Source organism: Nitrospira sp. (assembly GCA_030653545.1).
In the GTDB taxonomy this organism is placed as follows: Bacteria; Nitrospirota; Nitrospiria; order Nitrospirales; family Nitrospiraceae; genus Nitrospira_D.
Genome location: JAURZE010000022.1, coordinates 76,511 through 100,146 on the forward strand (window position 1 = coordinate 76,511; position 23,636 = coordinate 100,146).

The 23,636-nt window shown below is 57.5% G+C and carries 23 protein-coding genes and 1 tRNA gene; 23 read left to right on the top strand and 1 reads right to left on the bottom strand.

Annotated features, from left to right (window positions below; genetic code table 11):
* Positions 1-186 precede the first annotated feature (186 nt).
* Positions 187-1,314, top strand: a complete 1,128-nt coding sequence (locus Q7U39_07145; GenBank protein MDO9117714.1) for an ATP-binding protein — start codon at positions 187-189, stop codon at positions 1,312-1,314.
* A gap of 79 nt (positions 1,315-1,393) precedes the next feature.
* On the opposite strand, the gene Q7U39_07150 is transcribed toward Q7U39_07145, so the two are convergent.
* Positions 1,394-1,468: transfer RNA gene (locus tag Q7U39_07150), tRNA-Thr, on the bottom strand.
* Between the two features lie 197 nt (positions 1,469-1,665).
* Between Q7U39_07150 and Q7U39_07155 the strand changes: the two genes are divergently transcribed.
* The 22 genes from Q7U39_07155 to fliQ all read left to right on the top strand — a co-directional run bounded on the left by Q7U39_07155 (position 1,666) and on the right by fliQ (position 23,630).
* Positions 1,666-3,078, top strand: a complete 1,413-nt coding sequence (locus Q7U39_07155) for a sigma-54 dependent transcriptional regulator (GenBank protein ID MDO9117715.1) — start codon at positions 1,666-1,668, stop codon at positions 3,076-3,078.
* A gap of 162 nt (positions 3,079-3,240) precedes the next feature.
* On the top strand, positions 3,241-5,406 hold the full coding sequence (locus Q7U39_07160; GenBank protein ID MDO9117716.1) for a tetratricopeptide repeat protein: 2,166 nt from the start codon (positions 3,241-3,243) through the stop codon (positions 5,404-5,406).
* Positions 5,403-6,707 (top strand): ATP-binding protein, encoded by a 1,305-nt coding sequence (locus Q7U39_07165; protein MDO9117717.1) that lies wholly within the window; start codon positions 5,403-5,405, stop codon positions 6,705-6,707. Before Q7U39_07160 ends, Q7U39_07165 begins: the two co-directional genes overlap by 4 nt.
* Positions 6,700-8,106: a sigma-54 dependent transcriptional regulator gene (locus Q7U39_07170; GenBank protein ID MDO9117718.1), complete on the top strand. Its 1,407-nt coding sequence runs from the start codon at positions 6,700-6,702 to the stop codon at positions 8,104-8,106. Before Q7U39_07165 ends, Q7U39_07170 begins: the two co-directional genes overlap by 8 nt.
* A gap of 145 nt (positions 8,107-8,251) precedes the next feature.
* The gene (gene flgB / locus Q7U39_07175) at positions 8,252-8,659 is read left to right on the top strand and encodes a flagellar basal body rod protein FlgB (protein ID MDO9117719.1); all 408 of its coding nucleotides are present in this window, start codon (positions 8,252-8,254) and stop codon (positions 8,657-8,659) included.
* A 20-nt stretch (positions 8,660-8,679) separates the two neighbouring features.
* Positions 8,680-9,129 carry a flagellar basal body rod protein FlgC gene (flgC, locus tag Q7U39_07180; protein MDO9117720.1) on the top strand — a complete coding sequence of 150 codons (450 nt, stop codon included), beginning with the start codon at positions 8,680-8,682 and terminating at the stop codon, positions 9,127-9,129.
* Positions 9,130-9,132: 3 nt separating this feature from the next.
* A complete protein-coding gene (gene fliE, locus Q7U39_07185; protein ID MDO9117721.1) occupies positions 9,133-9,438 on the top strand; it encodes a flagellar hook-basal body complex protein FliE in 306 nt (101 codons plus the stop codon).
* 37 nt (positions 9,439-9,475) lie between these two features.
* Entirely contained in the window at positions 9,476-11,050 is a 1,575-nt protein-coding gene (gene fliF, locus Q7U39_07190; GenBank protein MDO9117722.1) for a flagellar basal-body MS-ring/collar protein FliF, read from the top strand.
* 2 nt (positions 11,051-11,052) lie between these two features.
* Positions 11,053-12,054 (top strand): flagellar motor switch protein FliG, encoded by a 1,002-nt coding sequence (fliG, locus tag Q7U39_07195; GenBank protein ID MDO9117723.1) that lies wholly within the window; start codon positions 11,053-11,055, stop codon positions 12,052-12,054.
* Positions 12,055-13,104 carry a F0F1 ATP synthase subunit delta gene (locus Q7U39_07200; protein MDO9117724.1) on the top strand — a complete coding sequence of 350 codons (1,050 nt, stop codon included), beginning with the start codon at positions 12,055-12,057 and terminating at the stop codon, positions 13,102-13,104.
* The gene (locus Q7U39_07205; protein MDO9117725.1) at positions 13,091-14,395 is read left to right on the top strand and encodes a FliI/YscN family ATPase; all 1,305 of its coding nucleotides are present in this window, start codon (positions 13,091-13,093) and stop codon (positions 14,393-14,395) included. Before Q7U39_07200 ends, Q7U39_07205 begins: the two co-directional genes overlap by 14 nt.
* Entirely contained in the window at positions 14,392-14,832 is a 441-nt protein-coding gene (gene fliJ / locus Q7U39_07210) for a flagellar export protein FliJ (protein ID MDO9117726.1), read from the top strand. The genes Q7U39_07205 and fliJ overlap by 4 nt, the downstream gene beginning before the upstream one ends.
* Positions 14,829-15,602: a hypothetical protein gene (locus tag Q7U39_07215; protein MDO9117727.1), complete on the top strand. Its 774-nt coding sequence runs from the start codon at positions 14,829-14,831 to the stop codon at positions 15,600-15,602. Before fliJ ends, Q7U39_07215 begins: the two co-directional genes overlap by 4 nt.
* Before the next feature lie 371 nt (positions 15,603-15,973).
* Positions 15,974-17,422, top strand: coding sequence for a flagellar hook-length control protein FliK (locus tag Q7U39_07220; protein ID MDO9117728.1), 1,449 nt, complete (start codon positions 15,974-15,976; stop codon positions 17,420-17,422).
* 18 nt (positions 17,423-17,440) lie between these two features.
* On the top strand, positions 17,441-18,121 hold the full coding sequence (locus Q7U39_07225; GenBank protein ID MDO9117729.1) for a flagellar hook capping FlgD N-terminal domain-containing protein: 681 nt from the start codon (positions 17,441-17,443) through the stop codon (positions 18,119-18,121).
* 41 nt (positions 18,122-18,162) lie between these two features.
* Positions 18,163-19,899 carry a flagellar hook protein FlgE gene (locus Q7U39_07230; protein ID MDO9117730.1) on the top strand — a complete coding sequence of 579 codons (1,737 nt, stop codon included), beginning with the start codon at positions 18,163-18,165 and terminating at the stop codon, positions 19,897-19,899.
* A 319-nt stretch (positions 19,900-20,218) separates the two neighbouring features.
* Positions 20,219-20,776 (top strand): flagellar basal body-associated FliL family protein, encoded by a 558-nt coding sequence (locus Q7U39_07235; protein MDO9117731.1) that lies wholly within the window; start codon positions 20,219-20,221, stop codon positions 20,774-20,776.
* A gap of 10 nt (positions 20,777-20,786) precedes the next feature.
* The gene (fliM, locus tag Q7U39_07240) at positions 20,787-21,767 is read left to right on the top strand and encodes a flagellar motor switch protein FliM (protein MDO9117732.1); all 981 of its coding nucleotides are present in this window, start codon (positions 20,787-20,789) and stop codon (positions 21,765-21,767) included.
* Between the two features lie 24 nt (positions 21,768-21,791).
* Positions 21,792-22,160, top strand: coding sequence for a flagellar motor switch protein FliN (fliN, locus tag Q7U39_07245; protein ID MDO9117733.1), 369 nt, complete (start codon positions 21,792-21,794; stop codon positions 22,158-22,160).
* 40 nt (positions 22,161-22,200) lie between these two features.
* Complete coding sequence (locus Q7U39_07250; protein MDO9117734.1) at positions 22,201-22,587, top strand: flagellar biosynthetic protein FliO; 387 nt, start codon at positions 22,201-22,203, stop codon at positions 22,585-22,587.
* Positions 22,580-23,356 (top strand): flagellar type III secretion system pore protein FliP, encoded by a 777-nt coding sequence (fliP, locus tag Q7U39_07255; GenBank protein MDO9117735.1) that lies wholly within the window; start codon positions 22,580-22,582, stop codon positions 23,354-23,356. The genes Q7U39_07250 and fliP overlap by 8 nt, the downstream gene beginning before the upstream one ends.
* A 4-nt stretch (positions 23,357-23,360) precedes the next feature.
* The gene (fliQ, locus tag Q7U39_07260; GenBank protein ID MDO9117736.1) at positions 23,361-23,630 is read left to right on the top strand and encodes a flagellar biosynthesis protein FliQ; all 270 of its coding nucleotides are present in this window, start codon (positions 23,361-23,363) and stop codon (positions 23,628-23,630) included.
* Positions 23,631-23,636: the final 6 nt, after the last annotated feature.

Sequence of the window (23,636 nt, forward strand, 5' to 3'; positions counted from 1 at the left end):
CATACTCCGCAATAGAGAGTGGGCGAAGATATGGAATTACTCGATTACAGGACAATACTGACCGTGGCCGGCCTCTCGCATTTGTGGGGCACGCTTGCAATGTGATAGGACCCAGTCGGATAATTTGCAAACATTTACACAGATGCCTGGTGGATATTTCCAATCCGAAAGCGGAGTCTAACCATTATGGACACTGACAAAAAAGAATCCGCCGAGGAGCTGCGCGATAACACCGATCAGAGCTTAGAGGAGGAGCGGGAAAAAACTGACGAATTTCTCGATCAAACTATTGCAATGGTCGAAAAAAAGACTACCGAGAAAGTCCAGTCGATTCGGCAGGCCACCGATAAGGCTGTCGAAAGTCAACGTGAAGAAGTAGATCTCAACAAAGAGCATCAGCGTGAAGTAACCGGCATCCCGCCCTCACACATGGCCGAGAAGCTTCTCGTTCAAGAGCGCGAAATGTCAGACAAATCGAAGGCGCTTGAGCGAGAAGCAGAAGATCGTGCTCGGATAAATGAACGGAAACAAAAGCAAGTCATTGCCGAGACGCTCCTTGAACGGGAGCGTAAGAAAACGGACAACACTCTCTTCGAAGAACGGCTCCACGGGGATCTAGAGTTGATTACGCGGGATCAATTTCTCGCAATAGTCAGTCACGACTTGAAAAATTCCATCGTCGCAATTGCGATCGGCGCTCGTTTGATGCGGGGGGGGCTTTCTAAAGGTGCAGTGGAGGCTGGCAGTGTGCTTGAACACCTTACATTAATCGAGCAGGCCGCCACAGGTATGGACCGGATGATCAGCGATATCCTTGATGTGGAGGAATTCTCACATACGAAGCTCATACTTAAGCCTGAACAGATCGACGTTCGCGCTTTGCTACAAGAGTGCATAGACCTATTTGCTCCGATCGTTTCAAGTAAGTCATTTTCCATGACCCTTCGCACAGCCCCTGAGCCGATATTCGCCGATATGGATCACGACAGGATTCTTCAGGTGTTGTCCAACCTGATCGGCAATTCACTGAAGTTCACGCCCAATGGTGGCACCATCGAGCTTTCTGTGCAGAAACAGGATGCTCAAGTGGAACTTTCAGTAGCCGATAATGGGCCTGGGATTCCCGAAGATGAGAAGCACCAGATTTTTGAAAGGTTCTCGCAGCTTAATAGGAACGACCGCCGTGGCCTGGGTCTGGGACTGTTTATCGCCAAGTGGATCGTGGAGGCGCATGGGGGACATATTGGGGTGAAGTCTGAATTGGGGAAGGGAAGCACGTTCAGCTTCAGCCTTCCATTAATGGTAAGGCCCTGAGTAGCCTGTGTTCCTCAAAGTGGGAGGGGAGAGCAATAATTCGCAAGTCGCAAAGCGGTCGAATCGTCGGCGGATTTTATGGAGCTGGCGAGAGGAATTGAACCTCCAACCTGCGGTTTACAAAACCGCTGCTCTGCCATTGAGCTACGCCAGCCACATGAGAGACCCCTGATACCACAGGGCAAGCCACCACGCGCACCCTAGCAACTCACCAAATATTCTGTCAAGGAATAGGCCGAGAAACGTGCGGCTGACGATTCAGCTATTGATGCTTGGTCATGCTTGCAATGATGCCACAGGATCTTTATTCTATGCGCGATACTTCTGGCCGTCCCTCGGAATAAACACCTGATGACTGCTCCTCATGTTTTAGTCATTGATGACGACCAAGCGGTGCGCGACGTTCTGCAGGAGACCCTGTCTTCTGAAGGATATACTGTTTCAGTCGCCGCCGATGCCACGACCGGCATGCAAGTCGTCAAAGAGCATCCTGTTCAGATTCTGGTCACGGACTTCCAGCTGCCCGACTTTAACGGTCTCGAAGTCATTGAGCGAGTGACCAGGATTGACTCGAAAATCATTCCTATCGTCATGACCGGATTTGGAACCGTTGAGTGTGCGGTCCAGGCCATGAAAGCGGGCGCATTCGATTTTGTGACGAAGCCTTTCGATCCCGATACCGTCGTGGTGGTGGTGAAAAAAGCCATCGAGTTCCAACGTCTTCGCCAGGAAAACCAATTTCTCCGGAAAGCCGTGCGCGAGCAGTACCGCCTCGAGCAATTGATCGGCGTCAGCGAACCAATGCAGCAGGTCTTGGACTTTGTCCAAAAAGTCGCTGATAGCGACAGCACCGTCTTGATTCAGGGAGAAAGCGGAACGGGAAAAGAGTTGGTGGCACGGATGCTCCACTTCAACAGTTCCCGCAAAGATCGCCCGATGGTTCCGGTCAACTGCGGCGCCATTCCGGAAACGTTGCTCGAATCTGAACTGTTCGGGCATGAAAAAGGAGCCTTCACCGGCGCAGCCCAGACCAGAATGGGCCGATTCGAACTCGCCAATGGCGGAACGATCTTTCTCGACGAAGTCGGCGAAATGAGTCTCTCGCTTCAGGTTAAACTCCTCAGAGTAATTCAAGAACGATCGTTTGAGCGGGTGGGGGGAAGTCGGACGATTCAGGTCGATGTCCGAATTGTCGCGGCTACCAACCAGGACCTGGAGAAAATGGTCGAGGAGAAGCGGTTCCGGCAAGATCTCTTTTATCGCCTCAACGTCATTCCGATCGTTACCCCGCCATTGCGCGATCGGCAAAGCGATATTCCCTTGCTGATCGAACATTTCCTGAAGCGCTTCAATCATATGAAACAAACCGCCATCACGGGGTTTGCCCCTGAGGCGCTGGAGGTGTTGACGGCGTTTCATTGGCCCGGGAATATTCGCGAGCTGGAAAATATGATCGAGCGTTTGGTCGTACTCAAGAAACAGGGGCTCTTGACCGTGGCCGACTTGCCCGAGAAGCTGCACAAGAAGACGGCAAGTCAGCCCGAGATGAAGGACCAGTTCATCCGTTTTACCGAAGACGGAATTCATCTATCCAATGAAGTGGAGCAATACGAGAATCAATTGATCGGCGAAGCCATGCGGAAGGCGAATGGCGTCACCGCACGCGCCGCGCAGCTGCTCCACGTCAATCGTACGACACTTGTTGAGAAGTTGAAGCGCAGAGGGATCGACTCGAAATCCCGCGTCGAAGCGCTGCCGAATTAATCCGTTCGCTGCCGTCAAATCGTTGACGACCCTCATGAATACGTGGCGACCAAATTGACGGTCGACTCGTTCTATCAGCTGAATCCCGTCCGTCCTGCCGGATATTCAAACAAATCCGCTCCGCGAGGCTAAAGGCACGGTCTTTGCTGAAGTAGCCTTGCCGTGTACTCATCACACCGATATTGGACACAACTGACCCTATTTCTTCTGGCCTGGTTTTGCCTGCGCCCGCTGGCGCCCGGAAATCTCGCGCTGGTCCATGCCGGCCCTCCGGTAGCAGCTGCCTCCACTCCGACTCACACGTCTGAATCGACTGAACTCGCTTTCGCAATCTTGCCGGATGACGGACCGCGGCTCGAAGGGCAATCGCAAGGAATGGATGCGTTGGCCTTGCAGGAGGGCCTCAACGCGTATGGCAAGGGGGAGTGGCCTCAGGCGCGCCGGCTATTCGAAAAAGTGGTTTCTCAACAACCGGAAAGCGCGCTGACTCCCACGGCGATGACGTTCCTCGCCGAGACCGCGTTGAAGGAAAACACCTCGAATGGCAACCGGTTGGAAGCGCTTGACCGATACAAGACGCTGATACGCGATTATCCTCAATCCCTCAACGCGAAACGCGCGGAATGGCGTATGGCTGATGTGTATCTCTCGCAAGGATGGCATCAGGAAGCGCAATCCTTATACGAACGGGCGCTGTCGCATAATGCGCAAACGCCCGACGGGGAGCGGGCGTTGTTAGGGATCGGCTATACCGCGTTGGCTCTGGCCAAATGGAGGGATGCTGAGCTGACGTTCGAGGATTTGCGGAAGCGAAGCAATCACGATCAAATTCTTCTGCATGCCACCGTGGGACTCGCCGCTTCTCTGTTCCATCAACGACGGGTTCACGATGCTTCGGCCATGTATGACTTGGCGTATCGACGCTGGCCAAAGGCCCTGCGAATGAATCCACTTGCCCTGGGACGCTATGCCTGGATTCAACTGGATTTGCACCGTGAGGTAATCGGCCGGGGCTTGCTGCTGCAGTTTTACAATCTCTATCCCGCTCACCAGGATGCGTCAACCATGCTCTTGCGATTGGCGGATAGTCTTCAGTCCTCGAAGCACCTGCCAAGCGCGGAATTATTTTACGGATTTATTTCGACCCATTACGCAGACAGCCCACAAGCGGCGTTAGCTACTGTCCGCCTGGCCACCCTGAGAGTGGAGCAGAAGGTCGCAGCCGGTAACAATCCGGTGACGCGGAATACTGCGGGGCTCATGTATGACACCCCCTCTCCGGATCAGAATGTGGCCGACTATATCAAACACATGCAGGCGATTGCCGCAGAACACGATCACGATGCTATCGGGAGCGAAGCGCTGTTTCATGTGGCCGCGCGTCTTGAACAGTCTGACGAGATTGCCCCGGCGTTGATTGCCTATCAGCAAGTCGCCAATCGGAGCAGTGCGGGACCCGACGATCCCTGGCCGACCAAAGCCGGCGATCGGCTCGCCGTCATCTTGCATCCCTGGATGGAAGCCGCGGTGAAATCACACGACGATTTGACGCTGACCACGCTGTTTCATCGCCATGGGCCCGCTGCTGAACGGCACTATCTGTCGTCTCCGCTCTTGCTCGAAATTGCCGAGGCGCACGATCGTCTAGGATTTACGACAGAAGCTGGTCGGCTCTATCAACTCATGGCGAAAGGGACCAAGCGCCCTCTGGTCACTGAACAGGCGCTCCTGGGGCTGGCAAAGGTGTATCTCGCGCAACGCGATGCCTCGGCGGCCAGAAAAGTCTTGGAGCGCTATCGTTTGGAGTATCCTGCGGGCCGTTTTGAGCAGGAAGCGCTTCATCTGCTTGTCCAGACCATGGCGGAAGAAGGGGATCTGGCCGGTCTGCTGCATTTCTGTCGGGCCTGGATGCTCCACCATCCCAAGCACCCGGAGCGGCCCTGGATGTATCAGCAGATGGCCACCGTGTTTCTGCGTCTCAATAAGCATGAGGAAGCGGTGATTGCGACGGAAGAAGCGTTTAAAGCCGGGGCACCGAAGACCATCGTCGCCCTGCTCAACTATGCCGATCTGTTGGCGCAGATGAAGCGATATCAAGAGGCCATCGACGTCTACCACACCGTCGTCGATAAGAAGCCCGATCAATCTCAGCTCCAATGGGCTCGCCTGCAGATTGTCCGTGGCTGGCAGGCCTTGAAGCAATACGACCGCGCCACGGTGGCGCTCGCGGAACTCGGACAGACCGATGACTCTCTCGTAACCAGGTTTTCTAGCTCATTCCATGAAAGCATCAAACAGGAGCGGCAGTTGCCGCAGGAGGGACTATGACCATGTCAACCGCATTACATCCCGCTGAGCGAGACCTGCTTCAAGAGGCCTTTCACACGTTTGATCAAGCGGCGCATACGCTGCAACAGTCTTACTCCACGTTGACGGATCGCATTGAGCAGATGGATGCCGAACTCTCGCAGAGCAATGCCGCCTTGCGGCAGCAGCTTCAGGACAATGAAGCGATGCGGACTCACCTGAGCGGAATTCTGGATTCCCTGACGACGGGCGTCTTGGTGCTGGATCTTGGCGGTCGTGTGACGCGAGTCAACGCGGCGGCCAGTGTGCTGCTCGGTCGCCACGCCGATACGCTTCGGGGGCAATCCGCCAGCGAGCTCTTGGCTGACCTCCAGCTCACCGTGAGCGAACAGCCGCAGCGGCACGAGTCTCATGTGCTGACCATTGCCCAACGTTCATTGGAGACCTCTGCGGGACAGTCGTCCGGTCAACTGATCCTCATTCACGATGTCACGAAGATGTGTCAATTGGAGGAACGCCTGCAGCGCCAGCACCGCCTGGTCGCCATGGGTGAAATGGTCGGCCGCATCGCCCATGAGATTCGCAACCCGCTGGGCAGCATCGAGCTGTTCGCGTCCATGTTGCGGCGCGACCTGCAAGAGCAGCCTGCCAGCCTGACCTATGCTGAACAGATTTCGCAGGCGGTCCATGGCCTGGATCGTTTGCTGTCGAATTTGCTGATCTATACCCAACCCGAACGGACCGCGCGCGGGTGGCAGACCGTTGAAACGCTGGTGTTGGATGCCTTGACCTTAGCCGCCCACGCCATCACCAAGACTCCCGTGGATATTCGGCTGGATCTCGATCCCCGCATTCCGGCGATCTGGTGCAACGAAGGGCAGTTCAAGCAAGTGGTGTTGAATCTGATCCTGAACGCCATTCAAGCCATGCCCGCCGGAGGCATTCTGACGCTCAAGCTCGTGAAGGCGGACGATCAGTCCCTTAGCACGGACGCGATCTGCATGACGGTCACCGATAACGGCCCCGGGATCGATCCGGCCCATCGGTCCAGAATATTCGATCCGTTTTTTACGACGAAGGATGAGGGAACCGGGTTAGGTCTGGCGATTGTGCATGCGATCATCGATGCCCATCATGGGCGGATTGATGTCGAGAGCCGGCAGGGAGAAGGCACGACGTTTACGATCCTGCTGCCTCATCCGATGGAACCCACCAGGACAAATGACGAGTGGCAAGCATGGACTGGTCAAGAGGAGAGACCCTCTCCTGAACTGGAGCCTGTCGCTCATATCGAAATGATGGAGGAACGCGCCCATGAATGACCGTGAGACCGCAATAGAAGGCTCTGAGAGCCATGACCGCATTCTGATCGTCGACGACGAACCCTCGATGCGTACGGCGCTCATGGAGTCCGTGCGACGACTGGGATATGAGGTGCAAGGGGCGATCGATGGGGCCGATGCGTTGGAACGGGTCACTCGCTTCCGTCCCTGGCTGGTCATTACCGATCTCAAGATGCCGCGCATCACCGGATTGGATCTGATCAAAGACATTAAGGCGCGCGCCCCGCAGACGGTGATTGTACTAATGACGGCCTATGGGACCGTAGAGACGGCTGTCGATGCCATGAAGTTCGGGGCGAGTGACTACATACTCAAGCCGTTCTCCATGGATTTACTTGAACGGGTCATCACCAACCTCAAAGAAGGACGGGATCTCGAATCTCCCGGGACGTCGACGGCCGTCGAAGGGCGCGCGATTCTGACCCAAGATCCGGGCATGATCCGATTGCTGAGCACCGTGGAAGGTGTGGCGGCCAGCCAAGCCACCGTCTTGATCAATGGGGAGAGCGGCACCGGAAAGGAATTGCTGGCCCGGTTCATCCATACGCGCAGCCCTCGTGCCCACCGGCCGTTCATTGCGGTGAATTGCGCCGCCCTGCCGGATGGTTTGCTGGAAAGCGAGCTCTTCGGACATGAACGAGGCGCGTTTACCGGTGCCATGATGAAGAAGATCGGCAAGTTTGAAATGGCGCACACCGGCACGATTCTGTTGGATGAAATCAGCGAAATGAACTTAGGCTTGCAGGCAAAGCTTCTGCGGGTCTTGCAGGAACGGGAAGTCGACCGTATCGGCGGACGGGACCCCGTCGCCGTCAACATCCGGGTCATTGCGACCACGAACCGCACGTTGTATCGCGAAGTGGAACAGGGGCGCTTCCGGGAAGATTTGTATTACCGGCTCAACGTGTTCCCCATCACCGTCCCGCCGCTGAGAGAACGGCCGGCCGATATCGCCTTGCTGGCTCGTCATTTTACTGGCGCCTCCGCCGTCAGAAATGGCGTCGTTCAACCGGCCTTGTCTGAGGCCGCCGTGGCGCATCTCCAAACCCTGCCCTGGAAAGGGAACGTACGGGAACTCGAAAATGTGATGGAGCGCGCCGTCTTGCTCGCCGGACAGGGAACCATTCTCCCGATGCACCTTCCCGAGGCCCGTCAGGATCAGGTGGCATCCACCAGCCCGGCTCCAGCCGGCGCGCCTACACCGGTGAACGGATCGCTCTGGGAAATGGAGCGGGAGCTGATTTTCAAGACATTATCGCGGGTAAAGGATAATCGGACCCATGCGGCGAAAGAGCTGGGAATCAGCATCCGCACCTTGAGGAATAAACTTCGGGAATATCGTGAGACGGAACAGCCGCTGACGATGTTGGAGCACTAACCGGTGCCAGATCTTCCCATCGGCATCTTGTGCCCCGGCAATCCTTGCCGAGGCCGGCGAAATGATCGGGCGATAGACGGTGCATTCTTAGGCATCGACGTTGCTATAGAACGTGAGATGGGTATTCACACCGGAGGAGGCGGCCATGGAACTGCTCGATAAGACCATGCAGTTGCTACATCGGAGTCTCGATCTGCATAGCGCCAGGCAGCGGGTGATTGCGTCCAACCTGGCCAACGAGGAAACGCCGGGGTATCGCGCCTCCGATCTGCAGTTCGCCCAACAACTGCAAGCGGCCCACAAGGGTCGGTTTCCGCTCACGATGGCGATGACACAAGGACACCATATCGGATTGCGCGGGCAGGGATATCAGACCGTCACGGGGAAACTGACGGAAGTGCCGGCCGGCGATCTTCCTATGGATGCGAACTCCGTCAATTTGGAATTAGAGATGGCCAAGTCCTCTGATAACGCGGGGCAATACAATACGGCGGCCACCATAGCCGCTCAACGGTTCCGCCAACTCCTCAGCGCGATTCGCGACGCCCGCTAACTGAGAAAGGAGACGCGACGATGGATATGTCTGATTCGATGGCGGTGTCGGTATCCGGGTTGGACGCTCAACGGCGTCGGCTCAACGTCATTGCGAGCAATCTGGCCAACGCCCAGTCCACGCGGACACCCGGCGGTGGACCCTACAAGCGCCGGGATGTGGTGTTTCACTCCGCTCCGGTGCCCAGTGCGTTCCAAAAAGCGTTTCGACAGGTCGCCATGGGCACGACGGCTCATGCCTTGGAAGGCGTGGCGGTGGCGCGCGTCGTCGAGGATCAGAAGCCGGGCCAGTTGATCTATGATCCGCATCATCCTGATGCGGATCCGAAAGGGTTTGTCCGTCTTCCCAACGTCAATGTGATGGAGGAGATGGTCAATATGATCGGCGCCTCGCGGGCCTACGAAGCGAACGTGCAAGCGATTAATGCGATGCGGACGATGAAGACGAAGGCGCTGGAGATCGGGAGGTAGACCATGACACCTATTCAAGGCATCTCGCCGGTTATTCCATCAATCACGGACAGAATTACCCCGGTCGGAGCTCCGGAAGCTTCCGGACCAGGCGGATTCATGGATACGCTCAAGAACGCCATCGGCAAGGCGAATGACGTGCAGATGCAAGCCAATCAGGCCGTCGATGCCCTGGTCACCGGCCAAACACAGGATGTCCATGGCACGATGGTCGCGTTGCAGCAGGCCGACGTCTCGTTCCAACTGATGATGCAGATTCGCAACAAGCTCCTGACGGCCTATGAAGAAATTCAGCGGATGCAAGTGTGACCGAAGCCTGTTGAGGCGGATGAGGTAAACCAGCTGTATGTTTTCGAAATTCTCGATCAATCAACGCATGATCATCCTGGTTGCGCTGGCGGGCTCCGTCGCCGGCCTGATTGCGCTCGCGCTGTGGACGCAACAGCCGGATATGCAGGTGCTCTTCACGAATCTCAATAGTGAAGACGCCTCGTCGATTATCGATAAATTGAAGGAAGCGAAGACCCCCTACGACACGACGGGCGGAGGGGCCACGATTCTGGTTCCCACCGCGCAAGTCCATGACCTGCGGTTGACGTTGGCGAGCCAAGGGATCCCCAAAGGCGGCGGCGTCGGCTACGAGATTTTCGATCGCACGAACATCGGGATGTCTGAATTCGTTCAAAAGCTGAATTACCGGCGCGCACTCCAGGGAGAGTTAGCACGCACGATTGCGCAGATGCCTGAAGTGGAACGCGCTCGCGTCCATTTGGCGATTCCGGAACGGCGGCTGTTTGCCGCGGAGCAAGAGCGACCCAGGGCCTCCGTGGTTGTCTCACTCAGAAATGCTCAAACGTTAAGCAAGGGGCAAGTGCAGGGCGTCGTGCATCTGGTGGCCAGCAGCGTGGAAGGATTGCAGGCCCGTGATATCACCGTCGTCGACGGCCACGGCCATCTCCTCTCATCAACGGCCCAGGACGAAACGGCCGGCCTGACCAATACCCAGCTCGAATATCAGCGCACGATTGAAAAGGATATCGAAGGCCGGATTCAGTCGATGCTCGAACGAATCGTCGGAGTGAATAAAGCTGAGGTCCGGGTTTCCAGCCTGATCGACTTCCGAAAAGTGGAGACGACGGAAGAACGGTACGATCCCAACGGGCAAGTCGTCCGGAGCGAACAGCGCGGCCAAGAGAAGGCCAATGGCGTCAATGGCTTGTCCGGCGGCGTGCCGGGCGTGCAATCCAACGTGCCTCCGGGAACGGAAGCGGAGCCGACGCAGACGAGTTCCAATGCGACGCAAACGAAGAATGAAACGGTCAATTACGAAATCAGCCGTACCGTCTCCCGCATCGTCGAGCCGATCGGGGCCATCAAGAAACTTTCGGTGGCGGTCCTGGTGGATGGCACCTACGAAACGCCTAAAGCCGGGGAAGGGGAGACGGCCGACAAGCCGACCGGGGAGGTCGTCAAGAAGTATATTCCCAGAACTGAAGAAGACCTCAAGCGCATCGAAGACATCGTCAAAAAGGCGATGGGCTATTCGACCGAACGCCAGGATCAGGTTCAGGTCGTAAATGTCCAATTCGGGTTTGGTCCTGAAGAACCGGCGACGGCGACGGTCGAGGCGGTCTCCGAGACTACTCAACCCTGGATGCCGTATATGCGATATGGCGTCGGAGCGTTGTTATTCCTGCTCATCCTCTTCTTTGTCGTCCGGCCCCTCATTGCAATGCTGGGCGTCTCGGCGGTGGATGCGACGGCGGCGGAAGCCGCTTCGCCGGCCTTGCCCGCTCCTGTCAGCGCCGTAGAAGCTTCGCTGGAAGCGAGTGCCAATCGCGCTCAAATCGTCGATATGGCCAGGAAGAATCCTGATGGCACTGCGGTGGTCGTAAAACAGTGGTTGAAAGGCAATGCCTAGCCATGGCCGGTGAACCCAAACAGATGTCCGGCGAACAGAAGGCCGCGATTTTGCTTCGAGCCATCGGAGAAGAAGCGGCGGCCCAGGTCATGAAGCAACTCGATCCCAAAGAGATCAAGAAGCTTGGACATTACATGAATGGGACCGCGAACATCTCAAAAGAAGATGAAGAGGTGGTGATTTCTGAATTCGAAAGTGCGAGTGCGACGGGAGAGGTGCAATTCAAGGGGAACGAATATATCCGCAGTGTCTTAATCAAGGCGCTGGGACCAGAAAAGGCCAAAGCCATCATCGAATCGATGACGCGGAAATCCTATCCCGGCCTGGAAGCGTTGAAGTGGGTTGAAGCCAAATCGTTAGCTAGCATGATCAAAATCGAGCATCCCCAAACCATCGCCGTCATTCTGGCGCATCTGGAGAGTGAGCAAGCCAGTCAGTTGCTCGCCCAACTGCCGGAGTTCCTGCGAGGCGATGTCGCCTTGCGGCTGGCGACCATGGAAGAGGTCCAACCCGACGTCTTGGAGGAACTCAGCAACACGATGCAGGAAGCGCTGTTGTCGAACACCGGGATGCGGGCTCAATCGCTGGGTGGGACGGAGATGATGGCCGACATCATGACCCGGCTCGACAAGAATACCGAAGGCAACATCATGGCCAAAATTGCGGAGAAGAGTCAGCCGCTGGCCGATGCCATCCGAGCCCTGATGTTCGTCTTCGACGATCTGATCAAGCTCGATGATCGCGGCATGCAGGAATTGATGAAGGAAATCAGTAAAGAAGATCTGCCGATGGCACTTCGTGGCGCCAACCCGAATATTAAAGAGAAATTCTTCAAGAACATGTCGAGCCGGGCGGCTGAGATGCTCAAGGACGACATGGAGTCCAAGGGGCCGGTCAAGATTACGGATGTGGAGAAATCTCAGCAGAACATCCTCAAAGTCTGCCGCAAGCTGGAAGAAGAAGGCCGCATCGTGGTCGCCGGAGCCGGCGAGGAGATGCTGTAAATGGCTACGAGCGTCTCACTTCCTGCGAGAGCGTCGGCGCCGTCGGCGACGGGGTCTCCGAAACTACATGGTTCCATTCTCGTCGTCGATGACGATGAGATCATACGGAATCTCTTTGTCGAGCTCTTTCGATCGGAAGGAGTGGCCATTCGTGTCGCCGGGACCGCCGGAGAAGCGCTGGCAATGGTGAAACAAGCCCCGCCGGCTCTCGTGATGGTCGATGTGACATTACCCGATATGGATGGGATTCAGCTATTGGAGCAGATCCAGGCCTGTGACCAGCGAGTCATCAGCGTCGTGATGACCGGGTCGCCGAGCGTCGAGCTGGCCGTACGGGCGATGAAAGCCGGCGCCGCCGAATTCTTCATGAAGCCGATTCAGAATGATGTCGTGCTGATGACCGCTCGACGGTTGCTCGAACTGCATGCATTGCGCGCGGAAAACACGGTCTTGAAACACGCCGTCGTGCGAGCCGGCGGGTTGCGCGTGCAAAGTATGGTGTTGCAATCATTCGGCGAAGACGGTGTGACACGGGGCCAAGACGGACTCACTGAATTTGAACGCGGCATTGCCGAAGGCGAACGCCGCGCCTGCGCCCGAGACGAGGAGCGCCGGCGCCATGAACGGACGGTCCTCTCGAATGCCGTGAGAAAGTTCGATCAAGCCTGGTTGGCCTTGCATCAAACGGTGGAAGAAGAAGTGGTGAGCCTGGCTTTTCACATCGCGACTAAAGTCCTTCACGACCGCGCCGACCAGGTCAAAGAACAAGTGGTGGCGCAGGCCAAGACGGCGCTGGCGGCGTTGAAAGAGTCCGGCCGAGTGACGATCACGGTGCATCCCGCCGACGCCGCAACGCTCGAAGCGCTGCGGGGCGAATTGAGCCAGGTCGGCGATCTCACGCTCTCGCTTCATATTGAGCCGGATATCACACTGTCCAGGGGGGGGTGTATCGTGCAGACGGCCAACCGCGTGGTGGACGCGTCGCTCGATACGCAACTGACTCGACTAGGCGAAGCGCTTCGCGCACGAGGATCACATGTCGCTCAGTGATCTGCTTGATCAGGTTGAACCATTGGATATTACGGGCCGCGTGGCTCAGGCCGTCGGTCTGGTCATTGAAGGAACCGGCGCCCGCTCGACCGTTGGTGATATCTGTCACATTACGAGAGAAGACGGCAAAGGAGTGATTCCGGCGGAGGTGGTGGGCTTCCGAGGGGATCGTGTCTTGCTGATGCCGCTTGGGGAAATGCAAGGGATCGGACCTTCGAGCCGCATCGCGATGACCGGTCAAGCGGCCGGACTCGCGGTGGGACCGGCCCTGCTCGGACGGGTCTTGAATGGATTGGGGGAGCCGTTAGACGGCAAAGGCCCTCTTGTCGCACAGGCGCACTACCCACTCCGGACGAGTCCGCCGAATCCGCTCTCTCGGAACCGGATCACGACCCCCTTGGATCTGGGCGTGCGGGCGATCAATGGTTTCCTGACCTGCGGGCGCGGACAAAAAGTCGGGATTTTCGCCGGATCGGGCGTCGGGAAGAGCGTCTTGCTCGGCATGATCAGCCGCTATACGCAAGCGGATGTCAATGTCATCGCGCTGATCGGCGAACGCGGGCGTGAGGTGAACGAGTTTCTTGAACGCGATCTGGGAGCGGAGGCTCTGAAGCGATCGGTCGTCATTGTGGCCACATCGGACCAACCGCCGATGGTTCGGTTGCGGGCGTCCCTTGTGGCCACCTGCATTGCGGAATACTTTCGCGATCAAGGGCGGCAGGTCCTTCTGATGATGGACTCACTGACTCGGTTGGCCTACAGCCAACGAGAAGTGGGGTTGGCGATCGGCGAACCCCCGACGACGAAAGGCTATACGCCGTCGGTATTCGCCATGCTGCCCAAGCTATTAGAACGGGTGGGGACGGGACCCGGAGTCGGCACGATTACAGGGCTGTATACGGTCCTCGTGGACGGCGATGATCTATCCGACCCGATTGCGGATACGGTGCGCTCTATCTTGGATGGACATATCGTGCTGTCGCGCGCCCTCGCGGCGCAAAACCACTTCCCGGCCATCGACCTGCTCCAAAGCACCAGCCGCGTCATGCGCGACATTGTGACGCGTGAGCATGAGGCCGCGGCGCGCCAAACGATCGAGTTGATGGCGAGGTATCGGCAATCTGAAGATCTTATTCTTCTCGGCGCCTATAAGCAGGGGATGAATGCGGCACTGGATCGGGCCGTGCGGGGACAAGACGCCATCAACGGGTTTCTCCGTCAGGCGGTTGAACAACCGGCTGATTTCGCTTCGTCGAGACAGGACCTTCTGACCTTGGCACAACAGACATGAGCGTACAATCACTGCAGCACTATCGTGTCCAAGTCGAGGAGCAGCTCAAAATGGAGCTCGCAGAGGTGACTCAGCAACTTCTCCAGGCCGAACAATCGCTTGCACGCTTGGCGGACGACCAGCGGCTGCAGGAAGAACGGTACCATGAGGAGACTCGCCGAGGATTGACGATTGAGCAATTGCTGCAGTGGCAATCCCGCTTTGAAGCGCAGGCGTCCGCAACGGAGCAGGCCCGTCGAACCATGGCGCATTGGCAACTGCAATGGGACGAGGCCCGCACCAAGCTGGTGGCCGCGAGCCAGGATCGCCGCACATTGGATCGCCTGATCGCGCGGTACCGGGAGGCGGCACAAACGGAACTGCGTCGCCGCGAGCAACTGGCGACGGATGAGTCAGCCCATCATCGCTTTGCCGGCCAGGGGGATGCGTTGTCATGAAACAGAGACCCGCGAGTGCAGTCTCAGATCGCATCACATTCCGGCATGTCGTGCAGTCTCGACCGGCTCCGGGAGTGTCAGCGCGGCGCTCCAATCTCTGGACCTTGGCCGGAGGCGTCACCGGATCGGTCTTTCTGCTGTGGGTGATGGTGCAGCTTGGTCAGGCTTCGTCTGAGCCGCAGCCGAAACCGGCGAAGCCGGCGGCTGCGGCAGCCTCGTCGACCTCGCCGGGACCTGCCGGGGGGGCCGAAACGCCTGCCGACACGACGGCCGCATCTGCCACGCAAGGACCGGCAATCGAGACGCCACGAGAAATCATCGAGATGTTAGATCAGCGTAAGAAGGATCTCGATCGCCGTGAAGCCGTCATCCGGCAAGAAGAAGAACGTCTCCTCGCCCTCAAGACGGAACTGGAGGGGATTCTTACGCGGAATGAAGCGATGCAGAAGAAGCTTGAAGAGTCTCGGCGACTGCATCAGAAACAAACGACGGAGCAGAAAGTCCAGCAGGACCAGTTTATCGCCGATCGAAAAGCTCTGTACTCCAAGCATGCCCAGGATCAGAAGACGCAAAGCCAGGCGCAGCTCGCCAAGATGTACGAATCCATGCCGTCCGAAGAAGCCGCAGCCAGACTCGAAAAGATGCCGGAACACAAGGCGATCGAAATTCTCCGCATCGTCAAGCCGAAGACCGCCGGAGCGATTCTCGCTCAGGTCCGTGTGGAACGGGCCGCAAAGCTCACCGAGCAGTTGCTCGTTCAAGCCCCCTAGGCCTCTCCGCCCGCAGGTGGATGCATCTTGCCTACAGGATAGGAAGTTCTTTCCTCCTCCTTGAGACCCGGTCAGCACGCCCCGTTCGTTTCGATCAATTGGCGCAGAGTTTTCGGTGAGGCGAACTGGCACGAGGCTTGAACTATGCCGGTGCGTGTCATCTGACAATCATAGGGAAACCTGAAGCCATGATGGACCTTCAACTACCTCAGATCGCCTCTTCCACCACTCCCGGTACATCCGGCGCCTCCGGCACCCAGAGCGCTCCTCGCCCAGGACAAGGGGGAGGCAAACGAGAATCAGCCGGATCCGGCAAATCGTTCTCGTCTGAATTGCGTGAGGTTCGTACGGCTAAGGAGCCGCGTCACGAGATGGGGCGCAGCCAGGCAGAGAGCGACGAGACCGATGTCCCCATGTCTTCGGACGAGTCGGCGCCCACAACAACGGCATCGCCGGCCTCCGGCGCAGCCAGGGATGAACAGGCGGGCGACAGGTCGGCTGAACCTTCCCGGCACGACTCCGATGCCGTCACCGCATCGCCATTGCCCGATGTGACGACCCAAAGCGTTTTACTCGCTCTGATCGCCCAGCCCATTGCCGAAACCGAGGGGACGGCCATGATGCAGACCTTATCGGATGAACAGACGAACAACCCCGTGGAGTCCGTGATGCCTTCTGTCATGGAGGACGGGACATCGTTGCCGGTCACGGCGGCGGACTCCTCCACATTTCCACAGATCGAGAAGAAAGAGATGACGGGGAAGCCCGCAGACCCCACGACAGCCATTCAAGCAGGGACAGGCCTTCTCGCTGCTGACGATACGAACATGCTGCAGAGTGCTTCGACGGACCAGGATGCCACGTTGAGGAGTCCGGTTCAGCCGACTCCCGAGGACCTTCGCCATCTTCAGCAGGAGAAATCGACATTCCCGCTCACCCGTGATGAACGACCGCAGGCTTCATCGAACAGTGAGGTGCAAACTGAGTTCATGGTCCAGCCGAATGATCAGCGCTCTCAAGTGCGGGATGATCCGAATGCCGTAAAAGCGCTCGCAGCCGAGCAGATTCAGCAGCCAGAAGACAATCGACCAGTTGTCCTGGAGCGCCCGATTCCGGCACAACAGGCCCCTGAACCTAAAGAAGATGTAGTGTCTCGTCGGCTGGCGGTTCCCTCGACCGGTTGGCAGGAGCCCACACAGCAGGATGATGAACGCGGGATGGAATGGTCCGGCCGCGACCATCGCGAACGCCAGGCGGCAGATCAGGCCATGGCACAGTCCGCTACGCCGGAGGTCTCTGCGCCGGCGACGCCATCACACTCCTCGCTGATGACCAACGGGGTGGATCACCGGGCGTTTTCTTCCGCGCCTTCGGCCAAGCTTCCCGCCGACACCCAGCCTGCGACGCCAACTCTTCCTGTTCAACCGACCGATTGGATGCCAGGCCCTTCAACGAACCAGACCAAGTCGATGATGCTAGAGCTTTCTCAAGCCGATCTGGGTCGGGTGAATATTCGCGTCGCGGTCAATCAGGATACCGTGCACACGCATTTCGTATCAGAGCGGAACGAGTTAGGACAGTATCTGATGAATGGGCAAGACCGACTGCAGTCAGCGTTGAACGCGTCAGGATTGGATCTGGGGCGATTCCAGGTCGACATTGATCGCCAGAGCGCCGGACGGTCCTTCCAAGAGCCGACATCCCAGGGACAGTCTCATGGCCATACGCCACAGGGAGAAGGGCGGAACTCAGGACCGGGGCGTGAAGAGGCGGCGCGCGACACTGCCCCGCGCCGCGGCATGTTGAATCTTGTGGCATAGCGATAAGGAAATCGGATTATGGCAACCATTACCCCAGCAACATCACAAACGACCCCCGGTGTCACGACCCCAGCGAGCGGCGGGATCGCCGGCGCGTTGAGCGGGAACCAACAACTGGGCCAGAACGATTTCCTCAAGCTCTTGGTCACGCAGCTGAAGAATCAGGACCCACTGAAGCCGATGGACAATACTGCGTTTGTTGCGGAGTTGGCCCAATTCAGTCAGTTGGACCAGAGCACCAAGCAAGTCCAACTGTTGGAAAAGAGTATTGCGCAACAAACGGATTCGATGCAGTACACCTTGTTGCCGATGATTGGGCGCAACGTGCAGGTCGAAGGCTCGCTTATTGACTTGAACAACGGACCGGCAAAACTCACCTACGCGTTGGAGCGCGAAGCGACCACCGTGCGGGTGACCATTCAGGACAAGCAGGGAAAGGCCATTCGCATTCTCGACTTGGGTACACAGAGCGCCGGCAAGCAGGAAGTACAGTGGGACGGGCACAATCAGAACGGTCAAGCGATGCCGAACGGAACCTATCAGTATCAAGTCCTGGCAAAGGACGCGAAAGGTGGAGCGGTCATCGCGGCCCCGAGTTCCATCTTGAAAATCTCCGGTGTGCGGATGGTCAATGGAACCCCGCAGCTTGCCGCCGGGGACTTTGTGATCGACCGCAAAGACATTATTGAACTGCGATAAATCGAACAAGAGAGCATTTGCTACAAAGGAGGGTCTGATCCATGGGTATTCTGTCGTCCCTGTTTGCCGGTGTCAGCGGTCTCAATGCCAACGGCACGGCGTTGTCGGTCATCGGTAACAACATCGCCAATCTCAGCACTGTCGGGTTCAAGGGGAGTCGTGCGACTTTTGCCGACTTGATCAGTTCCTCGATCTCGGGAGGGTCAGGTTCAGTGCAGACCGGAATCGGTGTGGCCCTCACCTCCGTGCAGGGGGATTTCACCCAGGGCTCGCTGGCGACCTCTTCAAACGTGCTCGATCTGGCGATCGACGGCAACGGGTTCTTTGTCATGAAAGATGCGCAGAACGGGACGTTCTATGGACGGAACGGCCTCTTCCGCTTGAACAAAGACAGTGTCGTGGTTGACCCGACCGGATTCAAACTGCAGGGGTTCCTCGCTGACACGACCGGGACCATTACCGGCAATATCGGGGACATCGCCTTGCCGACCACCACGGCGTCGCCAAACCCCACGACCACGGCACTACTGGCCGCCAACTTGAACTCCGGCACGCCGACGACCGGCATCCGAGCCAACATTATCGGATCGTCCGCTTCGGTGACGACCTCGGCAGCCGGCAATAATGCCTTTACCATCAATCTGAACGGCGATGGAGTCCAGACCGTGACGGTTGCGAACGGCCTGACTGGGTCGGCGCTCGCCAGCGCCATCCAGAGCGCCGTGCGCAGCTTGACGGCAACGAACCCGTACTTGCAATCGGCCTATGATGGTTTTGAAGCCACAGTGGGCGCCAGCAATATCTTTACATTCCGATCCGGTATCTCGGGCACAACCAACGATGTAGCCACCAATACCAGTACTGTGGTGGTCGCCGCCAGCGGCGCCAACACGCTGGCTGCAAACTTGAACATGCTCGCGGGCGCCTCAACCACCGGCACAGATTTCAATGTGAGCGATCCAGTCGGCACGTCCAACTTCACCACATCGCTCACCGTCTACGACTCACTGGGAAACGACCATCTGCTGACCACCTATTTCACCAAGGTCGGAGCGAACACCTGGAATTATAATGTGGTGTCACCCACCGTTGATATCAATACGGCTAACTACCACTCCAGCAATATCGATTCGACACTCGGAATCGTTCGAGTCGGAGCCGGAACATTGACGTTCGGGACCGATGGGACACTACAGCGTGAAGGGCCGGTGATTCGGTTCGATACGAATACAGCCGCGGGGACAGTGGGAACCACAGCGGGAGAACTTCAGATCGACTTTGTCGGAGCCACGCAAGACCAGCTCATAGCGTTCAATTTCGGCGACAGCGTCATTACGGACGGAGGGAACGGCCTCACCGGATCGACGCAATTCGGCTCCACTTCCGCATTGGTCCAGCAGACCCAGGACGGGTATGCCGCCGGATCTCTTCAGGCCTTTAGCGTCGATACGAACGGCACCATCAGCGGCCGGTTCTCCAATGGACAACTGCGCGCGTTGGCTCAGGTGGTTCTTGCGAGGTTCCCGGATCCGATCGGCTTGACCCGGACCGGCAAGAACACCTTCGCCGAATCAGGAAATTCCGGCCAGCCGGTCACAGGCTCTCCGGATAGTGCGGGCCTGGGACGGGTGCTCGCGAATTCACTGGAGCTCTCGAACGTCGATCTCGGTCAAAGCTTCATCGATATGATTGCCGCGCAACGGGGTTTCCAGGCTAACTCCCGCGTCATCACGACGTCAGACGAAATCCTTCAAGAACTCGTGAATTTGAAACGGTAAATAGCACGCCTCTGCCGGGGTGAGTTCCTACAAGAACTCACCCCGGCTTCCCTCTCCCTCTTTCTATTCTTGAATCTCCCGTAGAGCACTAGCAGGCCACGGGGCCTCACCTCACTTCACCGTCAGATTTCTGACAGCGTCAAGGGACCGGCTCCTCACGGGCGGTCTTCTGATCATTTCTTCCGAATAGCCCACTCATCACCTGCATTTGGCGTGGAGTTGTCCGCCAACTCCATGACGAGCGACCCAATCTCAGATGGCATATCCATTGCACAAACCCCTGTGACGACAATTGTGCGTGCGAATTGAGGAGGTCTCCATGTCAGACGAACCAGCAGCAACCCCAGAAGCAGGCAAGCCTGCAGCACCGGCGCCCGCGCTTCCTATTAAGCTTCTCATTATCGTTGTCGCCGCGGCGCTCGTCGCCGGACTCGGCGGCGCTTTTGTGATCGTGAAATTCATGGGCGGTCACAGTAGCGGAGGAGGAGAGGCAGGGGATGAACATAAGACAGAAGCCGTAGCCAAGTCGGAGGGACATGGCGAACCGGCCGGAAAGGGCGCCGCCGGAGCTGCGCCAGGCGTCGTGTTCGATCTGGACCCGTTCATTGTCAATCTCGCCGACGCGCCGGATATCCGCTACCTCAAGATGACTATTAAGTTAGAGGTGGAGAATGAAGGGGTTTCGGCGAATCTCGCCGCTCGCATTCCTCAATTGCGCGACACCATCCTGGTGTTGCTGTCGAGCAAAGACTCTACGTCGATTCGGAGTCCGCAAGGCAAATTCCAACTCCGCGATGAGATTACCCAGCGGATCAACGGCCTGCTGCCTAAGCCAGGCGTGAAAACCGCCTACTTTACGGATTTCGTCGTCCAGTAGATCGAAGACTATGGAAAAGATTCTTTCACAAGATGAGATCGATGCGCTGTTGAACGGCGTGGTCTCCGGCGAGGTCGAAACAGCGCCACCGGCGGAAGCTGCGGCTGAAGCGACCACCGGCGTGAAGGGGTACGATCTCCTCAATCAGGAACGCATTATCCGGGGACGCATGCCGACCCTGGAGATGATTAACGACCGGTTTGTCCGACGCCAGGCCGTGGCGTGGACCGGCGTGTTGCGCGAAGCGATTGAATTTGTGGTGGTCGGAACGCAGGTGATCAAATTCGGCGAGTTTCTGAAAAAGATTCCGATGCCATCGTCCCTCAACGTCTTTCACATGGCTCCCCTGCGAGGCAGCGGGCTGTTTGTGATGGATGCCTTTCTGGTCTACCTCCTGGTCGATTATTTTTTCGGCGGCAAGGGACAAACTCATGTGAAGCCGGAGGGGCGTGATTTTACAGCCGTCCAAATACGCATGATCAAGAAGCTGCTCATGCTGGCGCTCGCCGATCTTGAGAAAGCCTGGCAGGCGATTATGCCGGTGAAAGTGGACTATGTGCGCTCCGAGAGCAACCCCCAATTTGCCATGGTCGTGACGGCCTCAGAGGTCGTCATCGTGGTGACGCTGCAAGTCATCATCGGCGAGACCACGCGGGATTTGTTCGTGGTGTATCCCTATTCGATGCTCGAACCCATTAAGGAAAAGCTCTACTCGGGGCTGGTGTCGGATCAGTTGGAACAGGATGGATCCTGGAACAGCAAATTCCGCGACTTGATCCACGAGTGCGAACTGCCGATCGCCGTGAAGCTCGGTTCCACCACCGTCACCGTCCAGGACGTGCTGAATTTCGCGCCCGGCGATGTGGTGATGCTGGACCAGCGCCCCGGTGATCCGTTGGAGTGTTATGTCGAGGATTATCTCAAGTTTCTGGGAAGCCCTGGGGTATTTAAGGGGAATCACGCCTGTCGCGTCACGAAGGTGCTGACTTAACTCGTACGTAGGGGAGACGACCGTATGGCTGACGACGATGCCAATCAATCCGCTGACACCACGACTCAGGAGCCGGTCGCCGCAACGCCGGCCTCGTTTCCGCCGGTGACGAACACCGCGGTGGCGGAACAGACGAAGAATATCGATTTCATCCTCGATATTCCGATGAAGGTATCCATCTATGTCGGCTCGACGAAGATGGCCATTCGCGACCTCTTGCAGCTCGCGCAGGGCTCGGTCATCGAACTCGATAAGTTGGCCGGGGAACCGATGGAGGTCATGGTGAACAATAAGCTGGTGGCCAAAGGCGAAGTGGTGGTGGTGAATGAAAAGTTCGGTATCAGGCTCACCGATGTGGTGAGCGCAGCGGAACGTGTCAAGCAGCTGGCCTAAGCAATAGGGGAGCGATACCGTGGTTGACGTGTGGGACAGCATGGGCCGAACAATCTTGGCGTTGGGGACGGTCCTGCTTCTCATGGGAGCCGTCGCCTGGGTTGCCCGGCGAGTGTTCTCGCAACGCATCGGCACGCCCGGTGGCACGCCCCTCATCCAGGTTATCGCGAACAGTTACCTAGCCCCACGACAATCGATCGCCCTCGTGGCCATTGCCGGTCAATACTTTGCCGTCGGAGTGACGTCAGAGACGTTGATTCCGCTCGGTCGTATCGAAGCCACAGAGCATCTGGCGACCCTCGTATCAGCCTCCGGTCAGACCGGTACGTCGTGCGGAATCTCTCCTCACAACCTTCTGTCGGCTGACTGGTGGCAGCATGTGGCCAACGTATTCGGGCAGGGAAAGCAAGGCGGACCGCATGTATAGCCTGACGCAGGTGGCAACGTCGTGGACCAGGCTCATGCTGATGGGAATTCTGATCCTTCTTGGCCTGGGGCTGGCGGCGCCGGAGCCGGTCTGGGCAGCGGGTCCCTCGGTCAGCATCGATCTGGGATCGGATTCGCCCAAGCAGACGGCCGTCGTCATTCAGATTCTGATCCTCATGACGGTGCTGTCGCTGGCGCCGGCCCTCTTTATCATGGTCACGTCATTTACGCGGATCGTGATCGTCCTCTCGTTCCTCCGCCAGGCCCTTGGGACGCAGTCGGTTCCGCCGAATCAAGTCCTGCTGGCGCTCGCCTTGTTTCTCACGATGTTCATCATGGCCCCTGTGGGACAGCAAGTGTACAGCGAAGCGTTGCAACCGCTCTTGGCCGAACAGCTCTCTTATGAAGATGCCTGGAAGAAAGGTATCGAACCGGTCAGAGGATTCATGTTGCGCCAGCTCCGGGACAAGGACCTGGAGCTGTTTATTACGCTCAGCAAGATCCCGAAACCGGAAAAGCTCGCGGATGTACCGACGCATGTCGTCATCCCGGCCTTCATTCTCAGTGAGCTCCGTATCTCCTTTCAGATCGGTTTCTTGATCTATATCCCATTCCTGATCGTGGACATGGTGGTGGCCAGCATTCTCATGTCGATGGGCATGATGCTCTTGCCGCCGGCGGTCATTTCATTGCCGTTCAAACTCATTTTATTTGTCCTGGCCGATGGATGGTATCTCGTCGTCGGCTCAATGGTAAGGAGCTTCCAGTAATCCTATGACACCGGAATTAGTCACGGAACTCGGACGGCAGGCGTTGGAAACGACCCTCATGGTCTCGGCCCCCATCTTGGGGTTGAGTTTGCTGGTGGGCTTGGCCGTGAGCGCTTTTCAAGCGATGACACAGTTGAATGAGCCGACCCTGAGCTTTGTGCCCAAGGTCTTAACCCTCTTCGGCGCCATTCTCGTCTTTTTACCCTGGATGTTGGGCATCATGACGAGTTTCATGACGAATCTCCTGACCAATATTCCTGATTACATTCGCTAGGACGGT